Raw genomic sequence first — 22,146 nt, forward strand, 5'->3', positions numbered from 1 at the left:
TTCGCGGACGAGGCTACTGCCGGGCAATATTCGTTCGACTTAAAATAAATGCGAATCGAATTCGATGCTGCGCCGTGCGGCCGACTCGGCGTCCGCGATCACCGCCAGTGGATCGGTGAACAGCCGCTGCAGCACCACGGTTCCCGCCGCGGTCTCGAGCAGCCGCCCGAAGAACGAGGATCCGGTGAGGATCTGCTCGGGCCGTTCGCAGGTCGAGAAGCGGCGCACCGCGTCCAGATATGCCGCACGCACCCCCGGTACCCGCTCCAGCGCCGTGTCCACGATCACCACCGAATCGGGATCGAGCAGGTCGACCACCACCGCCACCACCTGACCGAGCGCGCGGGCACGGTCGACGAAGATCGCCCGCGCTCCGGGATGCGCGCCGGCGGCGAGGATCAGATCGGGAATGCTCTCGGCGGGCAGGCCCATCCGTCTCGCGCGCGCGAGCAGTGCCCGATCGGTGCAGTCGGCCATGGCCGACTCCGGCTCGCCGCGTACCAGCCGCGTAATGGCGCCTGCCGCCGAGCGCGGGCCGTAGTGCACCCGGCCGTGCACCGCGAAGGCCACATCGATCACGTTTCCCGCGAACAGCACCACCGTCGCCGACGCCTGCCGCGCCTGCCCGAACAACTGCTCGGCGTGCACGAGCGCCCGGGTGTGGCTGTCCACGGTCACCGGCAATCCGGTCTGCTGCGAGAAGTACTGGCGCACAGCGACATTGCGCCACGGCAGAGTGCCGTGCGCCACCACCGACCCGGCCGGGCTGTCCACCCAGCCGCCGATCGCCACACCCAGCCCGAGCACTCGCTCGGTGAGCTCCGCGCGCAAGCGCCCGACCTCGTCCGCCGCGGCCGCCAGAATCGTCTCCGGATCCTGGCCCAGATGCGGCACGCGATGCGAAAGCCGCACCTGCCCAGCGATATCCAGCACCGCGACGGTGCAGTGCTCGGCGGCGATATGCACCCCGATCACCACATTGCCGCCGGTATCGAGCACCAGCGGCGAATGCGGCCGACCCAGCCCCGCCGCCGAGGCGGTCTCCGGCAGTTCGCTCAGCACCCCGGCCGCTCTCAGCTCCCGCACCCGTGCGGTGACGGTCGCGGGCGACAGCCCGGCCGCGCGAGCGATCATGCTGCGCGGCATGCTGCCCTCCGCGAGCACGGCGCGCAGCACCGCGCCCGCACTGCTGTCCTGACTCATCACCGTCCAGCCAAGCCGATCGCGCGCACGTGGAGAACCCTTGCGCTCACCGGAATCCCAATCCCGCGCGACAACCTCGACCGTTCCCTTTACCGCGAAAGATCGAATCCGTTAAGCCAGTGTTTCAGATCTCTCACAATTTGCCGAGACAACAGACACGCCCATCGCCCATCTCGCCAGGACAGCACGACGTGGCGGAGTTAGCATTGCCGCACCGGTAACGGTGGATTTGCCTAAATGAAGGCGGTTTTCATGACAAGTGCTGTTCCACAGCCGGTGGCATTGGGCGACGAGGCCGCGAGGACACTCGCCAATGCCACCAAGACCGTTCCCCAGATGGAGTCGATCACTCCGCGGTGGTTGGTTCATCTGCTCAACTGGATACCGGTGGAGGCCGGCATCTACCGGCGCAACCGGGTGACCCACGAGCAGACCGTCGACATCAAATGCGACAACTACGACGAGTCCCCGCTGCCGGAAACCTTCATCGACTACGACAAGTCCCCTCGCGAGTATCGGCTCAAGGCCGTGCACACCATTCTCGATGTGCACACCCGGGTCTCCGACCTGTATTCGAGCCCGCACGACCAGATCGCCCAGCAGCTCCGGCTCACCATCGAGGCCATCAAGGAGCATCAGGAAGGCGAGCTGATCAACAGCCCGGACTACGGGCTGATCGCGAATACCGCTGACAAGCAGCGGATCTCGACCATCGCCGGACCGCCCACCCCGGACGATCTGGACAACCTCATCGCCAAGGTATGGAAGGAACCCGGGTTCTTCCTCACCCACCCGGAAGGCGTGGCCGCCTTCGGACGGGAATGCACCCGCCGTGGGGTGCCGCCGCCGACGGTGAGCCTGTTCGGCTCCCAGTTCCTGACCTGGCGCGGCATCCCGATCATCCCGTCGGACAAGGTGCCGGTCACCGGCGGCAAGACCAAGTTCCTGCTGATCCGGACCGGAGAATCCCGCCAGGGCGTGGTCGGGCTGTATCAGCCGGGGCTGGCCGGGGAGCAGGGTCCGGGGCTGTCGGTGAAGTTCATGGGAATCGACCGCAGCGCCATCGCGTCCTACCTGGTGTCGCTGTACTGCTCGCTGGCGGTGCTGACCGATGACGCGGTCGCGCTGCTCGACGGCGCTGAAGTGGACAAGTTCCATGACTACGCCCCGACCTACCGCTGACACACCGGTTCCGCCGAGGCCAAGCGTTGCGGCGGGACCGGAGTGGGCGGGGCTGCTGCCCGACGAAGCAACGCTGAATCGTCTTGCCGGAGGGTTCTTCTCCGCGGTGACGACGCGGTCGCCTGGTATGGACGCCCTCGCGGCCCCGCCCCGCACCCCCGTCGCCGCCGGGCCGCCGGACGCTGCTGCGGCTAGTACGCCACCGGGTGGCCGGACACCGGAACCGGTTGTGCCCGAATGGGCTCCGCATCCGGGCGCGGGTCGGGTGGACACCGACCCCCGGCAGCCGATGCTGCCGTCGTTGAATGTTCCGCTCTCCCCGACCCGGTTCACCGATCCTCCGTCTGCGCCTGGTGGCCCCTCCTTCTATTTCCTGGATCGGCCGCAAGCCCCCACAGCAGCCCCGGCGGATTCGCCGTACTACTTCCTGGGCGAGGGCCTCGGGCAGCGCGTGTCCGATCCCCATCCCGCCTTCGACGTGCACGCGGTCCGCAACGATTTCCCGATCCTGCGTGAACGCGTCAACGGGCACCCGCTGGTGTGGTTCGACAATGCGGCGACCACGCAGAAGCCGCGGGCGGTGATCGATCGCCTGAGCTACTTCTACGAGCACGAGAACTCCAATATCCACCGTGCCGCACACACCTTGGCCGCACGCTCCACCGATGCCTACGAGAATGCGCGATCCACGGTCGCGCGCTTCCTCGGCGCGGCATCGGCGGCGGAGATCGTCTTCGTGCGCGGGGCCACCGAGGGCATCAACCTCATCGCCCAGACCTGGGGCCGCAAGCATCTGGGCGCGGGTGATGAGATCCTGATCTCGCACCTCGAGCATCACGCCAACATCGTGCCCTGGCAGCTGGTGGCCGCCGAGACCGGCGCGGTGCTGCGGGTCGTCCCGGTCGACGACTCCGGGCAGCTGCGGATGGACGAATACACGCGGCTGCTGTCGGATCGCACGAAAATTGTTTCGGTGAGCCAGGTTTCGAACGCACTGGGCACCATCACCCCGATCCGGGAGGTGGTGGCGCAGGCCCGGCGGGCCGGTGCGGTCACCGTGGTCGACGGTGCGCAGTCGGTGCCGCACACCGCGGTCGACGTCCGGGCGCTGGATGCCGACTTCTTCGTGTTCTCCGGGCACAAACTGTTCGGCCCGACCGGCATCGGCGTGGTGTACGGCAAATCCGAGGTGTTGCAGGATCTTCCACCGTGGCAGGGCGGCGGCAACATGATCAGCGACGTGACCGTGGAGCGGTCGCTGTTTCAGCCCCCACCCGGCCGTCTCGAGGCGGGCACCGGCAATATCGCCGACGCCGTGGGCCTGGGCGCGGCCATCGACTACGTCCAGACGCTCGGCATGGAGAACATCGCCCGCTACGAGCATCACCTGCTGGTGTACGCCACGCCGCGGCTGGCGGCTATCCCGGGGTTGCGGCTGATCGGCACCGCGGCGGACAAGGCGAGCGTGCTGTCGTTCGTCCTGGCCGGGTACGAGCCGATCGAGGTCGGAAAAGCGTTGAACGAGAAGGGTATCGCCGTCCGCGCGGGCCATCACTGCGCGCAGCCCATTCTGCGCCGTTTCGGCCTGGAGGCCACGGTGCGGCCGTCGTTCGCCTTCTACAACACCTGCGACGAGATCGACCGCATGATCGCCGCGGTCGATCAGCTGGCCCGCGCACGCAGGTGAGCAGTCGAACCCGACGAGGGTGGCCTGGCCGGGCCGACCTCGTCAGTAGTAGACCGGTCCCGGCACGCCGCCGCCCGCGGCGATGGCGTCGCCGGTGATGGCCACCGCGCGCGGTGACGCCAGGAAGGTCACCACGTTCGCGAGTTCTTCGGCGTCGATGATGCGCCGCAAGGAGTTTCGTGCCGCTTCCTGCTCCAGCTCGGCGACCGGCCGGCCGGTGCGCGCGGATTCCTGTCCCAAACGCTCGGTGAGTCGCTCGGTCCGGGTGAGTCCGGGGTGTACCACGGTGACATTGACGCCGTGCGGCCCCAGTTCGTCGGCCAGGTTCTTGGTCAGGGCCGAGACACCGACGTTGCGGACGGTCTGGGCGATCGAATTGGCTTGGCGAGCACCGAGTCCACTGATATTGATGATCCGGCCCCAGCCCTGCGCCACCAGGTGCGGCGCGACGGCGCGGGCGGTGCGCAGGTACCCGAGCACCTTGATCTCCACCTCGCGCCGCACGACGTCGTCGCCGGTGGCCGCCAGGTCGGCGGGCGCGCCCGCGCTCCACGGCGTCGCGGCAGCGTTCACCAGAATATCGACGCCGCCCAGCTCGGAGACGGTGCGCTGCACCAATTCCCTTACCTGGTCGTCGTCGCCGGTATCGGTCGGCACCGCGATCACGCGCCGACCCGATTCCGCGGCCACAGCGCGTGCGGCGGTTTCCAGCGTCTCCGCGGTGCGGGCGGCGATCACCACGTCCGCGCCCTCCGCCGCGAGCCCGCGGGCGATCGCCAATCCGATGCCGCGGCTGCCGCCGGTGACGATGGCGCGTTTTCCCTCGAGATCCAGATTCACCGGGCCGACGGTAATCAGCGCGGCTTCGGTTCGGCACCGGTCCCGCTCGGGCTGATCCGAATTCGCCATGTCCAGGGCGGATCAGCGCAGCGGGAATCCGTGGGCCGTGAGGTGGTCGCGCAACCGGTCGCGGCCCTGAAGCGCGGCGGGCGAGCCCAGCCGCTCCAGCACCCGGCCGACCCAGGAGTGCGCCAGGTTCTGTTCGGCGTAGAACGCGGCGATCCGAGCCTCGTACTCGCCGACATGCTCGACCTGACCGCTCTCGTCGTAGGTCTCCTCGTGCAGAACGGCAGCCTGCGGCAGCCGCGGTTTGACGCGTGCGTCCTCGCTCGGGTCCGGGACCCCGACGACCAGGCCGACCACCGCGAAAACCCCTGGTGGCAGCAATAACTCGGCTGCAACCTGCTCGGGGTTGTTGCGAATCGCACCGATGTAGACAGTGCCCAGGCCCAGGGATTCGGCTGCCGTCACCGCGTTCTGCGCGGCCAGCGCCGCATCCAGGAACGCCACGAAACTGGACTCCAGGAAATCGGCTCCCTCGAGCGGGACCGCGCGCTGGGCGGCCAGCCCGCGCGGCCGGGCCAGATCCGCCGTCCAGACCAGCAGCACCGGGGCCTGCCGGATGTGTTCCTGATCGCCGGCGAGGGCGGCCAACCGTGCCTTGCGCTCGGGATCGCGCACCGCGATCACACTCCACACCTGCAGATTCGACGAGGTCGGCGCGGACTGAGCTGCGGAGACGATCACGCGCAGCACATCGTCGGGCACCGGATCGGGGAGGTAGCGGCGTATCGAGCGACGCTCGTGCAGCACCTGGAGCACCGGATTCCATTCCGGGGGCGAGGCCGGTTCGGGGTCTCGATAGCGTTGCGCCACCAGCTGATCCGGGGAAGAGACGATCTGAGTCATACCGCGTATCGTGGCCGCCACGATCGTCCGAGTCAGGCATTGACCGCACCTCGAGCCGAAAAGCGCGCGGCCAATTCAATTTTCCGCCAACGTATTTCCGCACACTCAGCCTGATCTCAACCATTGACCGCGGCGAGGGTCGCAGGCCAAGGTGCGTGACAGGGGCGCACGCCGGTCCGGCGTGGTGCGAGGCACGAGAACGGAAACCGAGGACTATGGCGACACCATTGCACCTGGGCGCGGCGCTCGACGGCGCGGGCTGGCATCCGGCCGCCTGGCGGGAACCGAACTCCCGGCCCGCCGACCTGTTCGGCGCACGCTACTGGACCGACCTCGCCGCTATCGCCGAACGCGGACTCCTGGATTTCGTGACCATCGAGGACGCCCTGACCGTGCCATCGGCACCCCAGGGCGCAGTCGACCGAGTCGGAGCCCGCCTGGACGCCGAACTGATCGCCGCCCGCCTGGCTCCGGTGACCAGCCATCTCGGGCTCGTCCCGGTCGTCACCACCACGCACACCGAGCCGTTCCACGTCTCCAAGGCGATCGCCACGCTCGACTACACCTCGCGCGGCAGGGCCGGATGGCAGGCCCGGGTGTCCGGAACCACGGAGGAGGCAAGCCATTTCGGCCGGCGCGCCATCGCGGACCTCAGCACCGCCGAACTGGCGGAAGCCGTCACCTCGGGCCGGTTCCCGCCGGCGGTGAGCGAACTGTTCGACGAGGCAGCCGACGTCGTCGAGGTGACGCGCCGATTGTGGGACAGCTGGGAAGACGACGCGGAGATCCGTGACGTCGTCACCCGGCGTTTCATCGACCGCGGCAAACTGCACTACGTCGACTTCCACGGGAGCTTCTTCAACGTGCGCGGCCCCTCCATCACACCGCGCCCGCCACAAGGTCAGCCGGTGGTGACGGCCCTGGCACACGCCCCACTGATCTACGAATTCGCGGCCCGCGGTGCAGATCTGGTATTCGTCACCCCAACCCTGGACGAGGGGCCCGCTCCACTGCTGGGTCAAGTGGCAGCCGCGGCGGAACGCGTCGGGCGGGACGGCGATCCGCTGCGGGTCTACGCCGACCTGGTCGTGTTCCTCGATACCGACGATGCGACGGGCCCGCAACGACTCGCTCGCCTCGACACCCTGCTCGGCAGCACATTCCGCTCCGACGCAGCGATCTTCGCGGGCAGCGCCGAAGCGCTGGCAGATCTGCTCATCGCATGGCACGACGCCGGTGTGGACGGCGTGCGCCTGCGCCCCGGGGTGGCCGTCGATGATCTGACCGCCGTCGCCGACGTCCTGGTGCCGATCCTGCAACGCCGCGGCCGGTTCCGGACCGGATATGGCGAGACCACCCTGCGGGGTCTGCTCGGCCTGCCCACCGACGTCCCCAATCGATACGCGAACACCTGAGCGAGGTCACCCATGAGCACATCCCGTAAGCAGGTAATCCTCGGCGCCTACCTGGGTGGGGTGAACCATCACACCGCCTGGTGGCATCCCCAAGCCGGCAGCCAGATCGACTTCGCCACCTTCGAGCACACCGCGCGCACCGCCGAACGCGGCAGATTCGACTTCTTCTTCCTCGCGGAAGGACTCATTCTGCGCGAGCGCGCCGGGCAGATCTTCGATCAGGACATCATCGGCCGTCCCGACACCCTCACCGTGCTGGCCTCTCTCGCCGCGGTCACCGAGCACCTCGGGTTGGCGGGCACCATCAACACCACCTTCAACCAGCCCTACGAACTCGCCCGCCAGTTCGCCAGCCTCGATCATCTCTCCGGCGGACGCGCCGCGTGGAACGTGGTCACCTCCTTCGACGCGTTCACCGGCCAGAACTTCCGGCGCGGCGGCTACCTCGACCCGGCCGACCGCTACGCCCGCGCCGAGGAAACCCTGAATGCCGTACGTGCGCTGTGGGATTCATGGAGCGAGGACGATCTCGTAGCGGACCAGGACTCCGGTCGATTCCTGGCCCGCGCCGACGCTGGGCAATTCGCCTTCCACGGCACCCAATTCGACATCGCCGGCCGGTTCACTGTGCCGCGCAGCCCACAGGGGCGGCCGGTGATCCTGCAAGCAGGTGTCTCGCCGCAGGGCCGGGCCTTCGCCGCCGCGAACGCCGACGCCATCTTTTCTCCCTACGGCGAGCTGCCCGAAGCGGCCGAGTTCTACCGCGACATCAAGACGCGCGCGGTGGCGGCGGGCCGCTCGGCCGACGAGATCAAGATTCTGCCCTCGGCGAGCTTCGTACTCGGTGACACCGAAGCCGAAGCGGTCGAGAAGTATCACGCCATCCGGAACGAACAGGTCACCGGCCAGACCGCGCTGATCCTGCTGGAACAGATCTGGAACCGCGACCTGTCCGGCTACGACCCCGACGGCCCGGTGCCGGCCATCGATCCGGATCCCGATGCCGCGCCGATCATCCAGGGCCGCGCGTTCGTTCACCAGGACCGCTTCGCCACCGCGCGGCGACTGCGCGAAGTCGCCGAGGCCAAGAAGCTGAGCCTGCGCGAGGTGGTCATCGACCAGTTCGAACGCGGCCCCCTGGTCGGCACCCCGGCCCAGGTGGCGCGAGACATCGACGAATTCGTCACCAACGACGGTTCCGACGGCTTCATCCTCGGATCCCACCTGGTGCCATCGGGTCTCGACGAGTTCGTCGACCAGGTGGTCCCGTTGCTCCAGGACCGAGGTGTGCTGCGCGCCGACTACACCGGAACCACGCTGCGCGACAACCTCGGCCTGCCACCGGTCCGCTCCGTGAGCTCCGATCGCCAGAATGCGGGCGCCGCGGGGTGAATCCAGTCCAGAGCCGGCTCGATCGCGATCCGAACACCAAGACCGATACCACCGCGGACGTCAACGCTGATGTGGCGAACTGGCTCCGGCGGCCGGGACTGGGAAAATACGCCAAGATCGAGAGCGAGAGGCGTTTCCTGCTCACCGGTATACCGGCCGACGCCTCGGACCCCCGGTTCATCGAGGATCGCTACATCCGCGGTACCCGGCTCCGATTGCGGCGCGTCCAAGTCGGCTCGCAGGTCGTCTACAAGCTCTGTCAGAAGGTCCGCCCGGACGAGAACACCCCATCCACAGCTGCAATCACCAACATCTACCTCGACGAGGCCGAGTACAACCAGCTCTGCCGGCTACCCGCTGCAACATTGCGTAAAACTCGCCACGTCTGGCAGGTCAGCCACCACACCTTTGTCGTCGACGAGTTCCACGACGACCTCACCAGTCTGGTTCTGGCCGAGATCGAGCTGCCCGAATCTCCTTCCGAGCTCTACCTTCCGACACCGATCGGCAAAGAGGTCACCGCGGATGAACGATTCACCGGCGGGTATCTGGCCCACGCCACCCCTGATGAAAGAGCACGGATCCTCACACTCTGAGGGTGTTCGCCACTCTAGAGAGGGAACACGACACGACCTGCCGTAGTCGCACCAGGATTCGTGCCCGCCACCGAGTTCTGGACCGAGGGACTGACCCCCGAACTCGAAGCCGGATGGACCACCCGCCAGATCTTGCAGATCAACGGCGGAACCCTGCTCGGCCGCGGCTGAACCCCCGGCCCGCCAACTGGGGGGTCAATTTCTGCGTCGCGGTGCACGCCTCAGTGGCGGGCGGCACGGCGACGGTGTACTCCGGCAGCTCGGCGGACATCGATGATGCTCGATGAACCGCGGCGCTGAGTCCAGCACGTCACCAAGTGCTCAGTCGCTTCCCATGACAGCGCGGACCCGGACCGTGTCCGCGAGGTCGGCCCAGCGGTTTCGGGTTGCGGTCAGGGTTGTGTCCGGTTCGGCGCGGGCTTTGCGACGTTGGTACGCAGCCCATCTCGCGAGGGAATCGGTGATGACATACCGCAGGTCCGGATCTGCCAGATCCAGCACGAGGTCCTGGTTTCTCGGTTCGGCCGGGCCCGGCGGAGTCGTCCGCCGTTCGGGTGCCGGAAGGCGGATCGAAGCCGGACGTGGCAGAGCTGTGTGATCGACTCGCATCCATTCTTGGACGACATCCAATGGTTGTTCGCCGAGACGGAACGCCTCCGCGGCTTTGAGCGCACAACGCAGGCAGCGTGCCCGCCCCGGCACCGTTTCAGGCTTGGCGGGTTGCCCCGTGCATCGCTGCGTCCAATCGCCAGTGCTGTGCAGGTCCACGATCAGGTGCACCACATCCTGCTTGTCGACCGCGCTTCCCTCGACGATCCAGCTGTTCATTTCGGAAGCCTAACGACCCGCCCGGGCCATTTCGGTCTACGCCAACAGCCGTGTCCCACGGAGGCCTGTCCCGATAACCGGGCGAGGCCGGGATCACTACACCTGAGTCAGGAGATGATGCGGACGGCGTAGGGCATGATGCCGTCTTCTCGGACGGCGGAGACTTTGACGACCTCGCCGGATTGCGGAGCCTCGATCATCTTGCCGTTGCCGATGTAGAGGGCTACGTGCTGGGAGCCGCCGGGGCCCCAGAAGAGCATGTCGCCGCGGGCTCGTTCGGAGACGGGAACCCTTGTGCCCATGGTGTATTGGTAGCCGGAGTAGTGCGGGAGGGAGACGCCTACGCCGGCGAAGGCGTAGATCATGAGGCCGGAGCAGTCGAAGCCGGTCTTGTTGTAGTCGCCGTAGCTGTCGGCGGTGCCGCCGTCGCGGATGCCGAGGGTGGGGCCGTCCTCGTCGCCGCCGCCCCAGGCGTAGACGACGCCGAGTTGGGACATGGCGCGGTCGACGACGGTTTCGATGAGTTCGGAGCGGGAGCCGCCGCTGGGACGGGTGGTCTGGGTGTCGGAGCGGTTGGGCTGGGGGCGGCGCGGGGGCGGGGAGGAGTCCTGGACCTTGTGCGGGCGGTGGCTCTGGCCGACCTGGTTGGCGCGGTCGGCGGCGGCACGGTCGGCGGCCACCCGCGCGGCGGCGGCGACCGCGGCGGCGCGAGCGGCGGCCTGGGCGGCGGCTTCCTCGGTCTTGCGCTGCTGATCCCAGGCGACGAAGGCGTCGCGCTGGCTCTGCAGGCCGGCCACATTGGCGCGGGCGGTGTCCAGGCGCTGCTGGGCCGAGTCACGCTGGGAGACAAGGCCGTTGCGGACATTGTTCTGCTGGTTGAACTCGGACTGGGCGGTGGTGACGGCGTTCTGCGCGTCGGCCTTCTTGGCGTCGGCGGCGGCCGCGGCCGCGTCGGCGGCCTGCTGGGCCTGCTTGGCGGCCGAGGTCTTGTTGGCCTGGTCGACCTGGGCGTGACGGAGGCCGTCGACGACCTGCTGCTGGTTCTTGGAGGCGATGGTCAGGATCTGGGCGCGGTTGAGCGCGATCTCGGGGCTCGGCGCGGCCATATAGCTGATCAGCGAGGTGGAGCCGGGACGCATGTAGACCTGCGCGACGTACTTGTCGAAATTGCCGTGCGCGGTATCGACTTTCGCGCCCGCGTCGGTCAGCTCCTGCTGGCACTGCACCACCGTCTGGGCGGCGGCATCGGCGGCGTCGCGGGCGATCTGCAGATCCACCAGGGCCTTGTTCACCGCTTCGCGGCGCACGGCGATCGCGTCGTCGAGCTGTTGCAACTGCTGTTCGGCGGTGGCGACCTGGTTGATGAGCGCGCCGACCTCGCCGACACCGGCGTCGACCTGGGCGCCGGCGGCATTGAGGTCACCGTCGCTGGGATTGGGGGGTGGGGGTGGGACCGCGTGTCCGGAGGCCATGCCACAGGCCAGCACGACGGCCGCTACGAGCAACTCCGTAGCGACTCGCGCTGGACGTCCGCGCCGCTTCGCAGGTCGTCGCATCGCACCTCCCTGGAGTCCCATTCGGCACATCTGTCCCAGGCGTGCCATCGCGAAACCGTACGGCACGTAATGGAGTGCTCTGATCAGCCACGCCACAATCACACATATGTAATTCGTCAGTAGCCACGTATTTGCAGGTAAACCACACAATCACCATGCGTCACATGACACGACACGCGTCACCGATTGGGCGTGTCGCATACGAACCGGGCGGTTTTGCTCTACCACGCACCCGGATTCGGGCAATGAAAAAGGGGCCCGGGACGAACCCGAACCCCATCCGGCGACCCCGTCGCCGTCGGCAGTGGAACCCCTAGCCGACCGGAGTCCGCGGCCGCGTCCCCTCCGGAGCCCGCCGCGACTTCACCACGTACAGCCCGCCGATCCCCGCGACCAGCAGACCCAGCAGCACCAGCGTGATCACCGTCCACGACACCGCCTCCGGCTGCTGCAGCCGATCCACGAAAACCCGTGCGGCATCGGCGGTGTGCTCGGGGCCGCGGTACTTGGCCCCGTCCTCGGCGCGCTCGAGCCGCCCGCGGGTGAACTGGTCGCTGAAGGTACCGACCCAGTCGTCGCTGAAGACCACCACGGTGCCGTGCTCGATCTTGCCGACCTCGTTGGCCAGATCGCGCAGGTTCGCCTCGATCCCCGGATTGCCCGGCACCACAACGATATCGAGCTCGACGCCCTGATCGCGCGCGTCGGCGGCGAGGGCCGCGAGGGCCTCCTGGTCGCGTCCCTCGGGGGCGGCGACATGGTTGTCGTCGAGATCGGCGATGATCTTATTCAAGTCGGTGTTCGGCGGTAGCTCCGCCTTCACGGGCGTGAAAACCGAGGGGTGCGAGACGGTCACGAACGCAGGGTACGGGACGGCTTGTCAGATCGCCTCACCGCGCCACACTGTTCCCGCCCCCGATGTGCTCACAGGACAAGCGTACTGTTAATGTCGGAAAACGGACGAGGCCCGCGCCTCGACGAGGCCATCGGCACAGCCCCGCCGCTGGCCCTCCCATTCACAGACGAGTGGAGCTGAACGTGACGAGTATCGATACCTTCGGCGCCAAGGGCACCCTCGAGGTCGGAAGCAACTCTTACGAGATCTTCCGGCTCTCGGCCGTGCCCGGCACCGAGAAGCTGCCCTACGCCCTGAAGGTCCTCGCGGAGAACCTGCTTCGCACCGAGGACGGCGCGAACATCACCGCCGACCAGATCCGCGCCCTCGCAGCCTGGGATCCGTCGGCCGAGCCCGACACCGAGATCCAGTTCACCCCGGCCCGCGTGATCATGCAGGACTTCACCGGCGTGCCCTGCATCGTCGACCTGGCCACCATGCGTGAGGCCGTCACCACCCTGGGCGGCGACCCGAACAAGGTCAACCCGCTCTCCCCCGCCGACATGGTCATCGACCACTCGGTCATCCTCGACGTGTTCGGCACCGCCGACGCCCTCGAGCGCAATGTCGACCTGGAGTACGAGCGCAACGGCGAGCGTTACCAGTTCCTGCGCTGGGGCCAGGGCGCCTTCGACGACTTCAAGGTCGTCCCGCCGGGCGTCGGCATCGTGCACCAGGTCAACATCGAGTACCTGGCCCCCACCGTCATGGTCCGCAACGGCCAGGCCTACCCCGACACCTGCGTCGGCACCGACTCGCACACCACCATGGTCAACGGCCTGGGCGTGCTGGGCTGGGGCGTCGGCGGCATCGAGGCCGAGGCCGCCATGCTGGGCCAGCCGGTCTCCATGCTGATCCCGCGCGTCGTCGGCTTCAAGCTGACCGGTGAGATCAAGCCGGGCGTCACCGCCACCGACGTCGTGCTCACCGTCACCGACATGCTGCGCAAGCACGGTGTGGTCGGCAAGTTCGTCGAGTTCTACGGCGCCGGTGTGGCCGAGGTTCCGCTGGCCAACCGCGCCACCCTGGGCAACATGAGCCCGGAGTTCGGCTCCACCGCCGCGATCTTCCCGATCGACGAGGAGACCATCAACTACCTGCGCCTCACCGGCCGCAGCGACGAGCAGCTCGCGCTCGTCGAGGCGTACGCCAAGGAACAGGGCCTGTGGCACGACGCGGCCAACGAGCCCGCGTACTCGGAGTACCTGGAGCTGGACCTGGGCACCGTGGTGCCGTCCATCGCCGGCCCGAAGCGCCCGCAGGACCGGATCCTGCTGTCGGAGAGCAAGAACGCCTTCCGTCAGGACATCCGCACCTACACCAACGACCCGGTGCCGCACACCGCGCTGGACGAGGCCATCGAGGAGTCCTTCCCGGCCAGCGACCCGGTCGCCCCGGGCACCGCCTCCGACGACTCGGCCGTCCCGACCGCCGCCAACGGCAACGCGGGCCGTCCGTCCAAGCCGGTCAAGGTGTCGGACCCGGAGCGCGGTGACTTCGTCCTGGATCACGGCGCCGTCGTGGTCGCGGGCATCACCTCCTGCACCAACACCTCGAACCCGTCGGTCATGATCGGCGCGGCCCTGCTGGCCCGCAACGCCGTCGAGAAGGGCCTCGCGTCCAAGCCGTGGGTCAAGACCAACATGGCCCCGGGCTCGCAGGTCGTCGCCGACTACTACGAGAAGGCCGGCCTGTGGCCGTACCTCGAGAAGCTGGGCTTCTACGTGGGTGGCTTCGGCTGCACCACCTGCATCGGCAACACCGGCCCGCTGCCGGAGCAGATCTCGGCCGCGATCAACGACAACGACCTGTCGGTCACCGCCGTGCTGTCGGGTAACCGCAACTTCGAGGGTCGTATCTCCCCCGACGTGAAGATGAACTACCTGGCCTCCCCGCCGCTGGTCATCGCGTACGCGCTCGCGGGCACCATGGACTTCGACTTCGAGGTCGACGCCCTGGGCAAGGACACCGACGGCAACGATGTCTTCCTGAAGGACATCTGGCCGTCCGCGCAGGAGATCGACGACACCATCAAGTCGGCGATCAGCCGGGACATGTTCACCAAGTCCTACGCCACCGTCTTCGACGGCGATGCGCGCTGGCAGGGTCTGAACACCCCCGAGGGCGACACCTTCGCGTGGGACGAGAAGTCGACCTACGTCCGCAAGGCGCCGTACTTCGACGGCATGTCGATGGAGCCGACCCCGGTCTCCGACATCAAGGGCGCGCGCGTGCTGGCGCTGCTGGGCGACTCGGTCACCACCGACCACATCTCCCCCGCCGGTCCGATCAAGCCGGGCACCCCGGCCGCGCAGTACCTCGACGCCAATGGCGTTGCGCGCAAGGACTACAACTCGCTGGGCTCGCGTCGTGGTAACCACGAGGTGATGATCCGCGGCACCTTCGCCAACATCCGTCTGCGCAACCAGCTGCTGGACGACGTCTCGGGTGGTTACACCCGCGACTTCACCCAGCCGGGTGGCCCGCAGGCCTTCATCTACGACGCCTCGCAGAACTACCAGGCCGCGGGCATCCCGCTGGTCGTGCTGGGCGGCAAGGAGTACGGCTCGGGTTCCTCGCGTGACTGGGCCGCCAAGGGCACCAGCCTGCTGGGCGTCAAGGCCGTCATCACCGAGTCGTTCGAGCGCATCCACCGCTCGAACCTGATCGGCATGGGCGTTGTGCCGCTGCAGTTCCCGGCCGGCCAGTCGGCCGCGTCGCTGGGCCTGGACGGCACCGAGACCTTCGACATCGAGGGCATCACCAAGCTGAACGAGGGTGTGACTCCGAAGACCATGAAGGTCACCGCCACCAAGGAGAACGGCGAGAAGGTCGTCTTCGACGCGGTCGTCCGCATCGACACCCCCGGTGAGGCGGACTACTACCGCAACGGCGGCATCCTGCAGTTCGTGCTGCGCAACATGATTCGCGGCTAGTCACTGCGATGTAGCTCGGTTCTCGAAGGGCTGTTTCGAAACCGAGTCGTGGTGGTGGGCACCGGAATTGCGTGAAAGCGCAGCTCCGGGGCCCGCCACGCGGCCCCTCACCGGGTCGCTTCGCTCGTCGCTCGTGCGGGTTTTCCGATTTGGTCGCAAGATCGATACGGGGAACCCGCACAACACGTTTCGGAGGAGTCCAGTGCCCAAGGTCTCAGACGACCACCTCGCCGCCCGGCGCAGCCAGATCCTCGACGGAGCCCGCAGCTGCTTCGCCGAGTTCGGCTACGAGGGCGCCACCGTGCGTCGTCTCGAAGAAGCGACCGGTCTGTCGCGGGGCGCGATCTTCCACCACTTCCGGGACAAGGACGCGCTGTTCCTGGCGCTGGCCCAGGAGGACGCGGGCCGCATGGCCGAGGTCGCCGCCAACCAGGGTCTGATCCAGGTCATGCGCGATATGCTCGCCCGCCCCGAGGATTTCGACTGGCTGGGCACCCGCCTCGAGATCGCCCGCCGCCTGCGCAACGACCCGGAGTTCAGGGCCAACTGGGAAGAGCGCTCCGAGGAGCTCACCGCCGCCACCGTGGCCCGTCTGGAGCGCCGCAAGGCCGCGGGCGCGCTGCGCGACGACGTCCCCACCGAGGTGCTGCTCGGCTACCTGGACCTCGTCCTCGACGGTCTCATCGCCCGCATCGCCTCCGGCCACGCGGGCAACAACCTCGAAGCCGTGCTCGATCTGGTCGAGGCCTCCATCCGCCGCAAGGCGTGATCACCCGGGGGGGGATTCGCCCCGCCCTCGTCAGTTCTCGCGTTCGAGATCGGCGAGCAGTAGCCGCGAGATGCGGTCGAGTTCCTTGCGATCCGCGGCGCTCAGCACCGACAGGATGCGGGTCTCGTTCTCGAAGTGGTCGGTGACGACGACGTCGATGAGGTGCAGGCCGCGGTCGGTGAGCGCCACCTTGATGGCGCGCCGGTCGCCCGCGTCGGCGATGCGGCGTACCAGACCGGCCTGCTCCAAACGGTCGAGGCGGCCGGTCATGCCCGCGCGCGACATCATCAGGGTGTCGGCCAGGGCGGAGGGGTTGAGTTCGTAGGGCTCCCCCGAACGGCGCAGCGCCGCAAGCACATCGAACTCGCCGCGCTGCAATCCGTGTGCGGTGAACACCGTTTCGATCTTCGTGCCCGCCACCGCGGCCAGCCTGCCCAGGCGACCGATGATTTCCATGGCCTCGCCGTCCAGGTCCGGCCGTTCCCGCCGCCACTGGGCCGCGATGGTGTCCACGGCGTCGGTCTCGTTCTCACCCATGGACAACACTCTATTCGATGCCATATAGTTCGGTAGCGAATTATCAATCATCGAATGATTCGGAGCTAGTCATGAACGCCGCTTCCCGCCCCGCCGCCATCCGCCGCCCCGAGGACTCCGAGATCATCGGCGCGGGGCAGCCCGCCTCGGTGCGACTGCTCATCGACTCCAACGAGGCGGGCGGGTCGGTCAGCACCGTCGAGGTGACGCTGGCCGAGGGCGCCGACGGGGCCGCGCCGCACTATCACACGCTCTCCGACGAGCTGTTCTTCGTCGCCGACGGCGAACTCCAGGTCATGGCCGGGGACGAGATCGTGACCGTCGGCGCGGGCGGGGCGCTGGTGGTCCCCAAGTTCATGCCGCACGCCTTCGGCGCGGTCCCCGGCTCCTCGGCCCGCCTGTTCATCGCCCTCATGCCGGGCGTGGAGCGGCACGGGTACTTCCGATTCCTGGAGCAGCTGGCGCTGGGACAGACCACCCCGGCCGACTTCGAGGCCGCGCAGAAGGAATACGACAACTACTTCATCGACGCCCCGCGGTGGTGGGCCGAGCGCACCGCGAACCGCGCCTGAACACCGAGTTCGCCTGCCGCGCCGCGTATTCGCCGAGCGCGGGCGCGGTTCACCGGCAACTGATCGCAACACCCGCCGGGCGCTGCCGCCCGGCGGGTAGCCCGGGAGTCGCCGGGCAGACTGTGCGGTAGGCCACCCGAATCACGGAATGATCATCGGGTCGCCCCGGGTTGGACCTTGCATGGCAATCTCTGTTCCCATCACCGTGCGCGGCTATGAGCTCGACATCAACGGGCATCTCAATCAGGCGGTCTACCTCCAGTACGCCGAGCACGCGCGCTGGGAGCTGCTGAAGGCCGCGGGCATCGCCGGGGACAAGATGGTGGCCGCGGGCATCGGGCCGGTGGTGCTGGAACAGACCATCAAGTACCAGCGGGAACTGCATCTCGGCGACGAGGTAATGGTGAGCTGCGAATTCGAATTCACCGGCGGCAAGATTTTCCGGATGCGCCAGCGCATCGTGAAACTCGACGGTACCGTGTCCGCGGAGATCGACGCCGTGTCCGGCATTCTCGACCTCGCGGCCCGCAAACTTGTTGCGGATCCCGGTGCGGCACTGCGGGCCGTGGCCGACTCGCCCGACGCCTTGGGCCTATAGCCCCGCGACGCCCGCCCGCACCCACCCCGGTTGTTCAGCGAAAATCTTTCGGCGGGAGCGATTTCCGAAACCCCATCAGAGTTTGCCGAGGCGGCTGAAATCTGTCGTTGCGGACCGAATTCGACCCGTCGCGGGATATGATTCAGATCACGCTCGGCCCCGCAGCAAATCCCGAGCAGATCGGAGTTCCGCATGACCGGCGCCCTGCACCGAACGGGATCGGCGACCCTCGCCACCACCTCGCGACCGCTACCCGGCTACCTTGTCGCAGCCACCGAGCGAAGTATCAGCGTGCGCGTCGGCGACGGCACCTGGACCCTGGATCGCGCGGACGTGCTCGACATCGCCCGGTGGGACGCTGCGAGTGCGCAGAGTGGTTGCGAGGGCCGTCCGGTCCTGGTGCGGGTACGGTCCGGCGCCACTGCCGATTTCACCCAGCGCCGTCGTGTGGAGGTCACCGACCGTCCGCTGACGCTGGCGCCGGAGCTGAGTCCCGCGCGCGGTGACGACGAGCTGCGCCGGCAGACCGAGATCTGGGCCCGCGGACTGGATCTGGCCACGGGGCCGGGGGTCGGCGGGGCCACCATGACCTGCTGCCAGACCCGGTCGCACAACGGCAGCGACGACGGCATCGCCTGCGACAGCCTCGACTGACGGGCACGCATGGCCGCCCGCACCATGGGCTCGGTCCTCATCGTCACCGAGGCCGAGGATCTCCACGGCGATGCCCTCGCCGCTACGCTGCGCAAATTTCACGGGCACAATCCGATTCGTCTCGACATGCGTGACTTCCCGCGCGAGAACGGCACTTTCCGGCTCGGCGCGGACGGCTCCTACCGCAGCCTGTCGCACATCTTCGGACTCGACGACGTCACCTCGGTGTGGTGGCGGCGCCCGCACCCCACCCTGGTGCCGGGCGGGCTGAGCGCCGAGGACGACGACTACCGCCGCGCCGAGTGCGACGGCTTCCTGCAGGGGCTGCTGTGGTCGATCCCGGCCCTGTGGGTCAACGACCCCGGGGCCGATCGCACCGCGGGGCGCAAGATCGTGCAGTTGGAGACCGCCGCCCGCGCCGGATTCGCGATTCCGGAGACCCTCGTCACCAATGATCCCGACGAGGCGCGTTCCTTCGTCGAATCCCGGCCCGGGCCAGTGGTTTACAAGCGCTCCGGCACCGGGCGCGGGGCGTTCACCGAGACCCGCCTGTTCACCCCGGCCGATTTCGACCGGCTCGCCACGATCCGCAACTCCCCCACCATCTTCCAGGACTACATCCACGCCGAGAGCGACCTGCGCATCGTGTGGGTGGACGGCATCGAGTGGGTGGTGCGGATCGACTCGCAATCCGGTGTGGGACGGGTGGATTCGCGCCTGGACACCTCGGTGGCGTTCACCGCCGATCGCCTGCCCGCTTCGGTGAGCAAGTCGCTGACCACGCTGATGGGCGCGCTGGGACTGGCTTTCGGCGTGCTGGACCTGCGGGTGGGGCTCGACGGCGAGTTCTACTTCCTGGAGGTGAACCCCCAGGGGCAGTTCGCCTATCTCGAGATCAAGACCGGTCTGCCGATTTTCCGGAGCCTGGCGAACCTGCTGGTGCTCGGCGACGGGACCGTGACCCCGTAGCGGCCGCACGCCATCGCGAGCGGAGCGAGATCGCAAGTCCCCGACCGGTATTCACCGGCCGAGTCCCCGCGATCGTGTTCCCGGAACGGGACGCTACTTGCTGACGGGCTTGCCGGCCTTGCGGCGGTTCGCACCGCCCCGGCTGCGGAGTTGCACATGCGACTCCACGAGCACGTTGTGAATGAAGCCGTACGACCGCCCGGTTTCCCTGGCTAGGGACCGGATACTGGCTCCGGCCTCGTACTGCTTCTTGAGCTGGGATTGCAAGCGATCGCGGGATTTCCCGGTGACGCGCGTGCCTTTACCCAATACGGCTTTACCCTGTGCGGGCCTGTCACTCATGGCTTCCTCCGAGTCGCCGTGGGCGCCTCATTCCAGGGTAGAGACTCGGATGCCTGTGATCAACGAAACGGTGTGATGTGAATCACCGAGTTTTGGCGAACACGCGTTTTTCGGTGCGGGAAGCGAGTTTCCGGGCCCGGACGGTGGTTTTTCCGGGCCCGGAACACACCCGCTCAGGCCAGCTGGATCAGTTCCAGGTAATCCTGCGACCAGTGGTCCTCGGTGCCGTCGGGCAGCATGATGACGCGCTCGGGGTTGAGCGCCTCGGCCGCGCCCGGGTCGTGGGTCACCAGCACCACCGCGCCCGCGTAACTGCGCAGCGCGTCGAGCACCTGCTCACGCGAGACCGGGTCGAGGTTGTTCGTAGGTTCGTCCAGCAGAAGGACATTCGCGGCCGAGGACACCAGACCGGCGAGCGCGAGACGGGTCTTCTCACCACCGGAGAGCGTGCCCGCGGGCTGCTCGAGCTGCGGCCCGGAGAACATGAACGCGCCCAGCAGACCGCGCAGGTCCTGCTCGCCCGCGTCGGGGGCGGCGTGGCGGATGTTCTCCCAGACCGTGGCCTGGTCGTCGAGGGTGTCGTGCTCCTGGGCGAAATATCCGATCTTGAGGCCGCGACCGGGGTCGATCTGGCCCGCGGTCAGGCTCTCCACGCCCGCGAGCAGCCGCAGCATGGTGGTCTTGCCGGCGCCGTTGAGGCCCAGGATGACGACCCGGCTGCCCTTGTCGATGGCCAGGTTCACGCCGGTGAAGATCTCGAGGGACCCGTAGAGCTTGGTCAGGTTGGTGGCCATCAGCGGCGTCTTGCCGCAGGGCGCGGGCTCGGGGAACTTGATCCGGGCCACCTTGTCGGCCACGCGGATGTCGTCGACCTCGTTGAGCATGCGCTCGGCGCGCTTGACCATCTGGTGTGCCGCAGCGGCTTTCGTGGCCTTGGCGCCGAGCTTGGCGGCCTGCTGCTTGAGCGCGGAAGCCTTCTTCTCGGCATTGGCGCGCTCGCGCACCCGGCGCTGTTCGTCGGTGGCGCGGGCGTCGAGGTACTTCTTCCAGCCCATGTTGTAGATGTCGGCCTCGCCGCGCACGGCGTCGAGGAACCACACCTTGTTCACCACGTCACCGAGCAGTTCCACATCGTGGGAGATGACGATGAGGCCGCCGTCGTGGCTCTGCAGGAAACCGCGCAGCCAGTTGATGGAGTCGGCGTCGAGGTGGTTGGTGGGCTCGTCGAGCAGCAGCGTGGTGTCGGACTTGCCGCCGCTGCCGTCGGAGGCGCTGAACAGGATGCGCGCCAACTCGATTCGGCGACGCTGACCACCGGAGAGGGTGCGCAGCTGCTGGTTCAGCACCCGGTCGGGCAGGGCCAGGCTGTGGCAGATGCGGGCGGCTTCGCTCTCGGCGACGTAACCGCCCAGGGCCGAGAAGCGCTCCTCGAGGCGGCCGTACTTGCGGATCGCCTTGTCGCGTTCCTTCTCGTCGGCGACCTCGGCCATCAGCGCCTGCTGCTTCTCCATCTCGCGCAGCAGGGTGTCGAGGCCGCGCGCCGACAGCACCCGATCCTTGGCGAGCATGTCGAGATTGCCCTCCTTCGGATCCTGGGGCAAATATCCCAGTTCTCCCGAACGAATGACCTTGCCCGCGTAGGGTTCACCTTCACCGGCGAGAATGCGCAGTGTGGTGGTCTTGCCGGCACCGTTGCGGCCCACCAGCCCGATCCGGTCACCGGCCTGCACCCGCAGCGCCGAGCCCGGCGCCGTCAGCAGGGTGCGGACTCCGGCCCGGACCTCCAGGTCGGTCGCGGTGATCACAAGCGTCTCCTCGGGTGCAGCGGATGCCGATGGTTAACTGAACGATTGTGCGTCGTGTCGACGCGCAAGAACCACCGATTTTATCCCAAGCGGCTCAGACACCGAGGTCAGGGGCGGGGTCAGGCCGTATGGCCTGCACCGATACGCTCGCGACGACGACGGACCGCGAAGAACAGACCGCGGGTCACGACGGCGATCAGCCACAGCGTTGCTCCGAGGCCCCCGCAGAAGATCACACCCCACAGCATGATGAACGGCCCGTAGTAGGCCACCCGGGCCCAGTAGCCGCACGGGCCCACGTCTTCCGGAATGCTGGCGCATTCCGGGTGGCCGATGGCGGAGAACGCGAGCGTCGCGAGCATCGGAATCACCACGGCCACAGCGAGAACGAACGCCAGTTCGCGGAGCGGACGGAACGGGGCTGCCATGCGCCCGAACCCTACCGGGTCGGTGCTGCCGGA

At 67.9% G+C, this 22,146-nt stretch carries 21 protein-coding genes; 11 read left to right on the forward strand and 10 right to left on the reverse strand.

All coding sequences use genetic code 11. The features are described 5' to 3' along the window. Positions 1-39 precede the first annotated feature (39 nt). Entirely contained in the window at positions 40-1,203 is a 1,164-nt protein-coding gene (locus ABZ382_RS02055; protein WP_357082521.1) for an ROK family transcriptional regulator, read from the reverse strand. Positions 1,204-1,455: 252 nt separating this feature from the next. Here ABZ382_RS02055 and ABZ382_RS02060 point away from each other — a divergent pair, with 252 nt between their 5' ends. Then, on the forward strand, positions 1,456-2,385 hold the full coding sequence (locus ABZ382_RS02060) for a family 2A encapsulin nanocompartment shell protein (RefSeq protein ID WP_357082524.1): 930 nt from the start codon (positions 1,456-1,458) through the stop codon (positions 2,383-2,385). Then, the gene (locus ABZ382_RS02065) at positions 2,315-4,072 is read left to right on the forward strand and encodes a family 2A encapsulin nanocompartment cargo protein cysteine desulfurase (RefSeq protein WP_357082527.1); all 1,758 of its coding nucleotides are present in this window, start codon (positions 2,315-2,317) and stop codon (positions 4,070-4,072) included. The genes ABZ382_RS02060 and ABZ382_RS02065 overlap by 71 nt, the downstream gene beginning before the upstream one ends. A gap of 42 nt (positions 4,073-4,114) precedes the next feature. Here ABZ382_RS02065 and ABZ382_RS02070 read toward each other — a convergent pair whose 3' ends face one another. After that, positions 4,115-4,912, reverse strand: coding sequence for an SDR family oxidoreductase (locus tag ABZ382_RS02070; protein WP_357082530.1), 798 nt, complete (start codon positions 4,910-4,912; stop codon positions 4,115-4,117). A gap of 81 nt (positions 4,913-4,993) precedes the next feature. Next, positions 4,994-5,821: an NADPH-dependent oxidoreductase gene (locus tag ABZ382_RS02075; RefSeq protein WP_357082533.1), complete on the reverse strand. Its 828-nt coding sequence runs from the start codon at positions 5,819-5,821 to the stop codon at positions 4,994-4,996. Between the two features lie 215 nt (positions 5,822-6,036). Here ABZ382_RS02075 and ABZ382_RS02080 point away from each other — a divergent pair, with 215 nt between their 5' ends. Genes ABZ382_RS02080 through ABZ382_RS02090 form a run of 3 tightly spaced genes read left to right on the forward strand, consistent with a single transcriptional unit; the run spans position 6,037 to position 9,224 of the window. Then, complete coding sequence (locus tag ABZ382_RS02080) at positions 6,037-7,236, forward strand: LLM class flavin-dependent oxidoreductase (RefSeq protein WP_357082536.1); 1,200 nt, start codon at positions 6,037-6,039, stop codon at positions 7,234-7,236. 12 nt (positions 7,237-7,248) lie between these two features. Next, positions 7,249-8,628 (forward strand): NtaA/DmoA family FMN-dependent monooxygenase, encoded by a 1,380-nt coding sequence (locus tag ABZ382_RS02085; protein ID WP_357082539.1) that lies wholly within the window; start codon positions 7,249-7,251, stop codon positions 8,626-8,628. Continuing rightward, complete coding sequence (locus tag ABZ382_RS02090; protein WP_357082542.1) at positions 8,625-9,224, forward strand: hypothetical protein; 600 nt, start codon at positions 8,625-8,627, stop codon at positions 9,222-9,224. The genes ABZ382_RS02085 and ABZ382_RS02090 overlap by 4 nt, the downstream gene beginning before the upstream one ends. A gap of 321 nt (positions 9,225-9,545) precedes the next feature. Here ABZ382_RS02090 and ABZ382_RS02095 read toward each other — a convergent pair whose 3' ends face one another. The 3 genes from ABZ382_RS02095 to ABZ382_RS02105 all read right to left on the reverse strand — a co-directional run bounded on the left by ABZ382_RS02095 (position 9,546) and on the right by ABZ382_RS02105 (position 12,464). Next, positions 9,546-10,052 carry a hypothetical protein gene (locus ABZ382_RS02095; RefSeq protein ID WP_357082544.1) on the reverse strand — a complete coding sequence of 169 codons (507 nt, stop codon included), beginning with the start codon at positions 10,050-10,052 and terminating at the stop codon, positions 9,546-9,548. A gap of 107 nt (positions 10,053-10,159) precedes the next feature. After that, the gene (locus ABZ382_RS02100; protein ID WP_357082547.1) at positions 10,160-11,608 is read right to left on the reverse strand and encodes an NlpC/P60 family protein; all 1,449 of its coding nucleotides are present in this window, start codon (positions 11,606-11,608) and stop codon (positions 10,160-10,162) included. Positions 11,609-11,921: 313 nt separating this feature from the next. Continuing rightward, positions 11,922-12,464 carry a DUF6676 family protein gene (locus tag ABZ382_RS02105; RefSeq protein WP_357082550.1) on the reverse strand — a complete coding sequence of 181 codons (543 nt, stop codon included), beginning with the start codon at positions 12,462-12,464 and terminating at the stop codon, positions 11,922-11,924. 182 nt (positions 12,465-12,646) lie between these two features. Here ABZ382_RS02105 and ABZ382_RS02110 point away from each other — a divergent pair, with 182 nt between their 5' ends. Continuing rightward, positions 12,647-15,439 (forward strand): aconitate hydratase, encoded by a 2,793-nt coding sequence (locus ABZ382_RS02110; protein ID WP_357082553.1) that lies wholly within the window; start codon positions 12,647-12,649, stop codon positions 15,437-15,439. Positions 15,440-15,641: 202 nt separating this feature from the next. Then, positions 15,642-16,208 carry a helix-turn-helix domain-containing protein gene (locus ABZ382_RS02115; protein WP_357082556.1) on the forward strand — a complete coding sequence of 189 codons (567 nt, stop codon included), beginning with the start codon at positions 15,642-15,644 and terminating at the stop codon, positions 16,206-16,208. A 30-nt stretch (positions 16,209-16,238) separates the two neighbouring features. Here the strand turns inward: ABZ382_RS02115 and ABZ382_RS02120 are convergent, their stop codons facing one another. Then, positions 16,239-16,745: a MarR family transcriptional regulator gene (locus tag ABZ382_RS02120; RefSeq protein ID WP_357082559.1), complete on the reverse strand. Its 507-nt coding sequence runs from the start codon at positions 16,743-16,745 to the stop codon at positions 16,239-16,241. A gap of 71 nt (positions 16,746-16,816) precedes the next feature. On the opposite strand from ABZ382_RS02120, the gene ABZ382_RS02125 reads away from it, so the two are divergent. The 4 genes from ABZ382_RS02125 (at position 16,817) to ABZ382_RS02140 (ending at position 19,538) form a co-directional block, all read left to right on the forward strand. Next, positions 16,817-17,317, forward strand: a complete 501-nt coding sequence (locus ABZ382_RS02125; RefSeq protein WP_357082562.1) for a cupin domain-containing protein — start codon at positions 16,817-16,819, stop codon at positions 17,315-17,317. A 181-nt stretch (positions 17,318-17,498) separates the two neighbouring features. Further along, positions 17,499-17,915 carry an acyl-CoA thioesterase gene (locus ABZ382_RS02130; protein WP_357082565.1) on the forward strand — a complete coding sequence of 139 codons (417 nt, stop codon included), beginning with the start codon at positions 17,499-17,501 and terminating at the stop codon, positions 17,913-17,915. A 192-nt stretch (positions 17,916-18,107) separates the two neighbouring features. Then, positions 18,108-18,569: a hypothetical protein gene (locus ABZ382_RS02135; protein ID WP_357082568.1), complete on the forward strand. Its 462-nt coding sequence runs from the start codon at positions 18,108-18,110 to the stop codon at positions 18,567-18,569. A 9-nt stretch (positions 18,570-18,578) separates the two neighbouring features. Then, on the forward strand, positions 18,579-19,538 hold the full coding sequence (locus ABZ382_RS02140; protein ID WP_357082570.1) for a hypothetical protein: 960 nt from the start codon (positions 18,579-18,581) through the stop codon (positions 19,536-19,538). Positions 19,539-19,631: 93 nt separating this feature from the next. Here ABZ382_RS02140 and ABZ382_RS02145 read toward each other — a convergent pair whose 3' ends face one another. From ABZ382_RS02145 to ABZ382_RS02155, 3 genes are all read right to left on the reverse strand, one after another. After that, positions 19,632-19,880: a helix-turn-helix domain-containing protein gene (locus tag ABZ382_RS02145; protein WP_357082573.1), complete on the reverse strand. Its 249-nt coding sequence runs from the start codon at positions 19,878-19,880 to the stop codon at positions 19,632-19,634. A gap of 173 nt (positions 19,881-20,053) precedes the next feature. Then, the gene (locus ABZ382_RS02150) at positions 20,054-21,685 is read right to left on the reverse strand and encodes an ABC-F family ATP-binding cassette domain-containing protein (RefSeq protein ID WP_357082576.1); all 1,632 of its coding nucleotides are present in this window, start codon (positions 21,683-21,685) and stop codon (positions 20,054-20,056) included. 119 nt (positions 21,686-21,804) lie between these two features. After that, the gene (locus ABZ382_RS02155) at positions 21,805-22,113 is read right to left on the reverse strand and encodes a hypothetical protein (protein ID WP_357082578.1); all 309 of its coding nucleotides are present in this window, start codon (positions 22,111-22,113) and stop codon (positions 21,805-21,807) included. Positions 22,114-22,146 lie beyond the last annotated feature (33 nt).

Source organism: Nocardia sp. NPDC005825, assembly GCF_040630175.1.
Taxonomy (GTDB): Bacteria; Actinomycetota; Actinomycetes; order Mycobacteriales; family Mycobacteriaceae; genus Nocardia.

Bases quoted from the DNA above. Each gene is read 5' to 3' on its own strand.
- ABZ382_RS02130 (WP_357082565.1), top strand. From the start codon at position 17,499: ATGGCAATCTCTGTTCCCATCACCGTGCGCGGCTATGAGCTCGACATC.
- ABZ382_RS02125 (WP_357082562.1), top strand. From the start codon at position 16,817: ATGAACGCCGCTTCCCGCCCCGCCGCCATCCGCCGCCCCGAGGACTCC.
- ABZ382_RS02075 (WP_357082533.1), bottom strand. From the start codon at position 5,821: ATGACTCAGATCGTCTCTTCCCCGGATCAGCTGGTGGCGCAACGCTAT.
- ABZ382_RS02095 (WP_357082544.1), bottom strand. From the start codon at position 10,052: ATGAACAGCTGGATCGTCGAGGGAAGCGCGGTCGACAAGCAGGATGTG.
- ABZ382_RS02100 (WP_357082547.1), bottom strand. From the start codon at position 11,608: ATGCGACGACCTGCGAAGCGGCGCGGACGTCCAGCGCGAGTCGCTACG.
- ABZ382_RS02140 (WP_357082570.1), top strand. From the start codon at position 18,579: ATGGCCGCCCGCACCATGGGCTCGGTCCTCATCGTCACCGAGGCCGAG.
- ABZ382_RS02060 (WP_357082524.1), top strand. From the start codon at position 1,456: ATGACAAGTGCTGTTCCACAGCCGGTGGCATTGGGCGACGAGGCCGCG.
- ABZ382_RS02155 (WP_357082578.1), bottom strand. From the start codon at position 22,113: ATGGCAGCCCCGTTCCGTCCGCTCCGCGAACTGGCGTTCGTTCTCGCT.
- ABZ382_RS02120 (WP_357082559.1), bottom strand. From the start codon at position 16,745: ATGGGTGAGAACGAGACCGACGCCGTGGACACCATCGCGGCCCAGTGG.
- ABZ382_RS02065 (WP_357082527.1), top strand. From the start codon at position 2,315: ATGACGCGGTCGCGCTGCTCGACGGCGCTGAAGTGGACAAGTTCCATG.
- ABZ382_RS02085 (WP_357082539.1), top strand. From the start codon at position 7,249: ATGAGCACATCCCGTAAGCAGGTAATCCTCGGCGCCTACCTGGGTGGG.
- ABZ382_RS02145 (WP_357082573.1), bottom strand. From the start codon at position 19,880: ATGAGTGACAGGCCCGCACAGGGTAAAGCCGTATTGGGTAAAGGCACG.
- ABZ382_RS02080 (WP_357082536.1), top strand. From the start codon at position 6,037: ATGGCGACACCATTGCACCTGGGCGCGGCGCTCGACGGCGCGGGCTGG.
- ABZ382_RS02055 (WP_357082521.1), bottom strand. From the start codon at position 1,203: ATGAGTCAGGACAGCAGTGCGGGCGCGGTGCTGCGCGCCGTGCTCGCG.
- ABZ382_RS02135 (WP_357082568.1), top strand. From the start codon at position 18,108: ATGACCGGCGCCCTGCACCGAACGGGATCGGCGACCCTCGCCACCACC.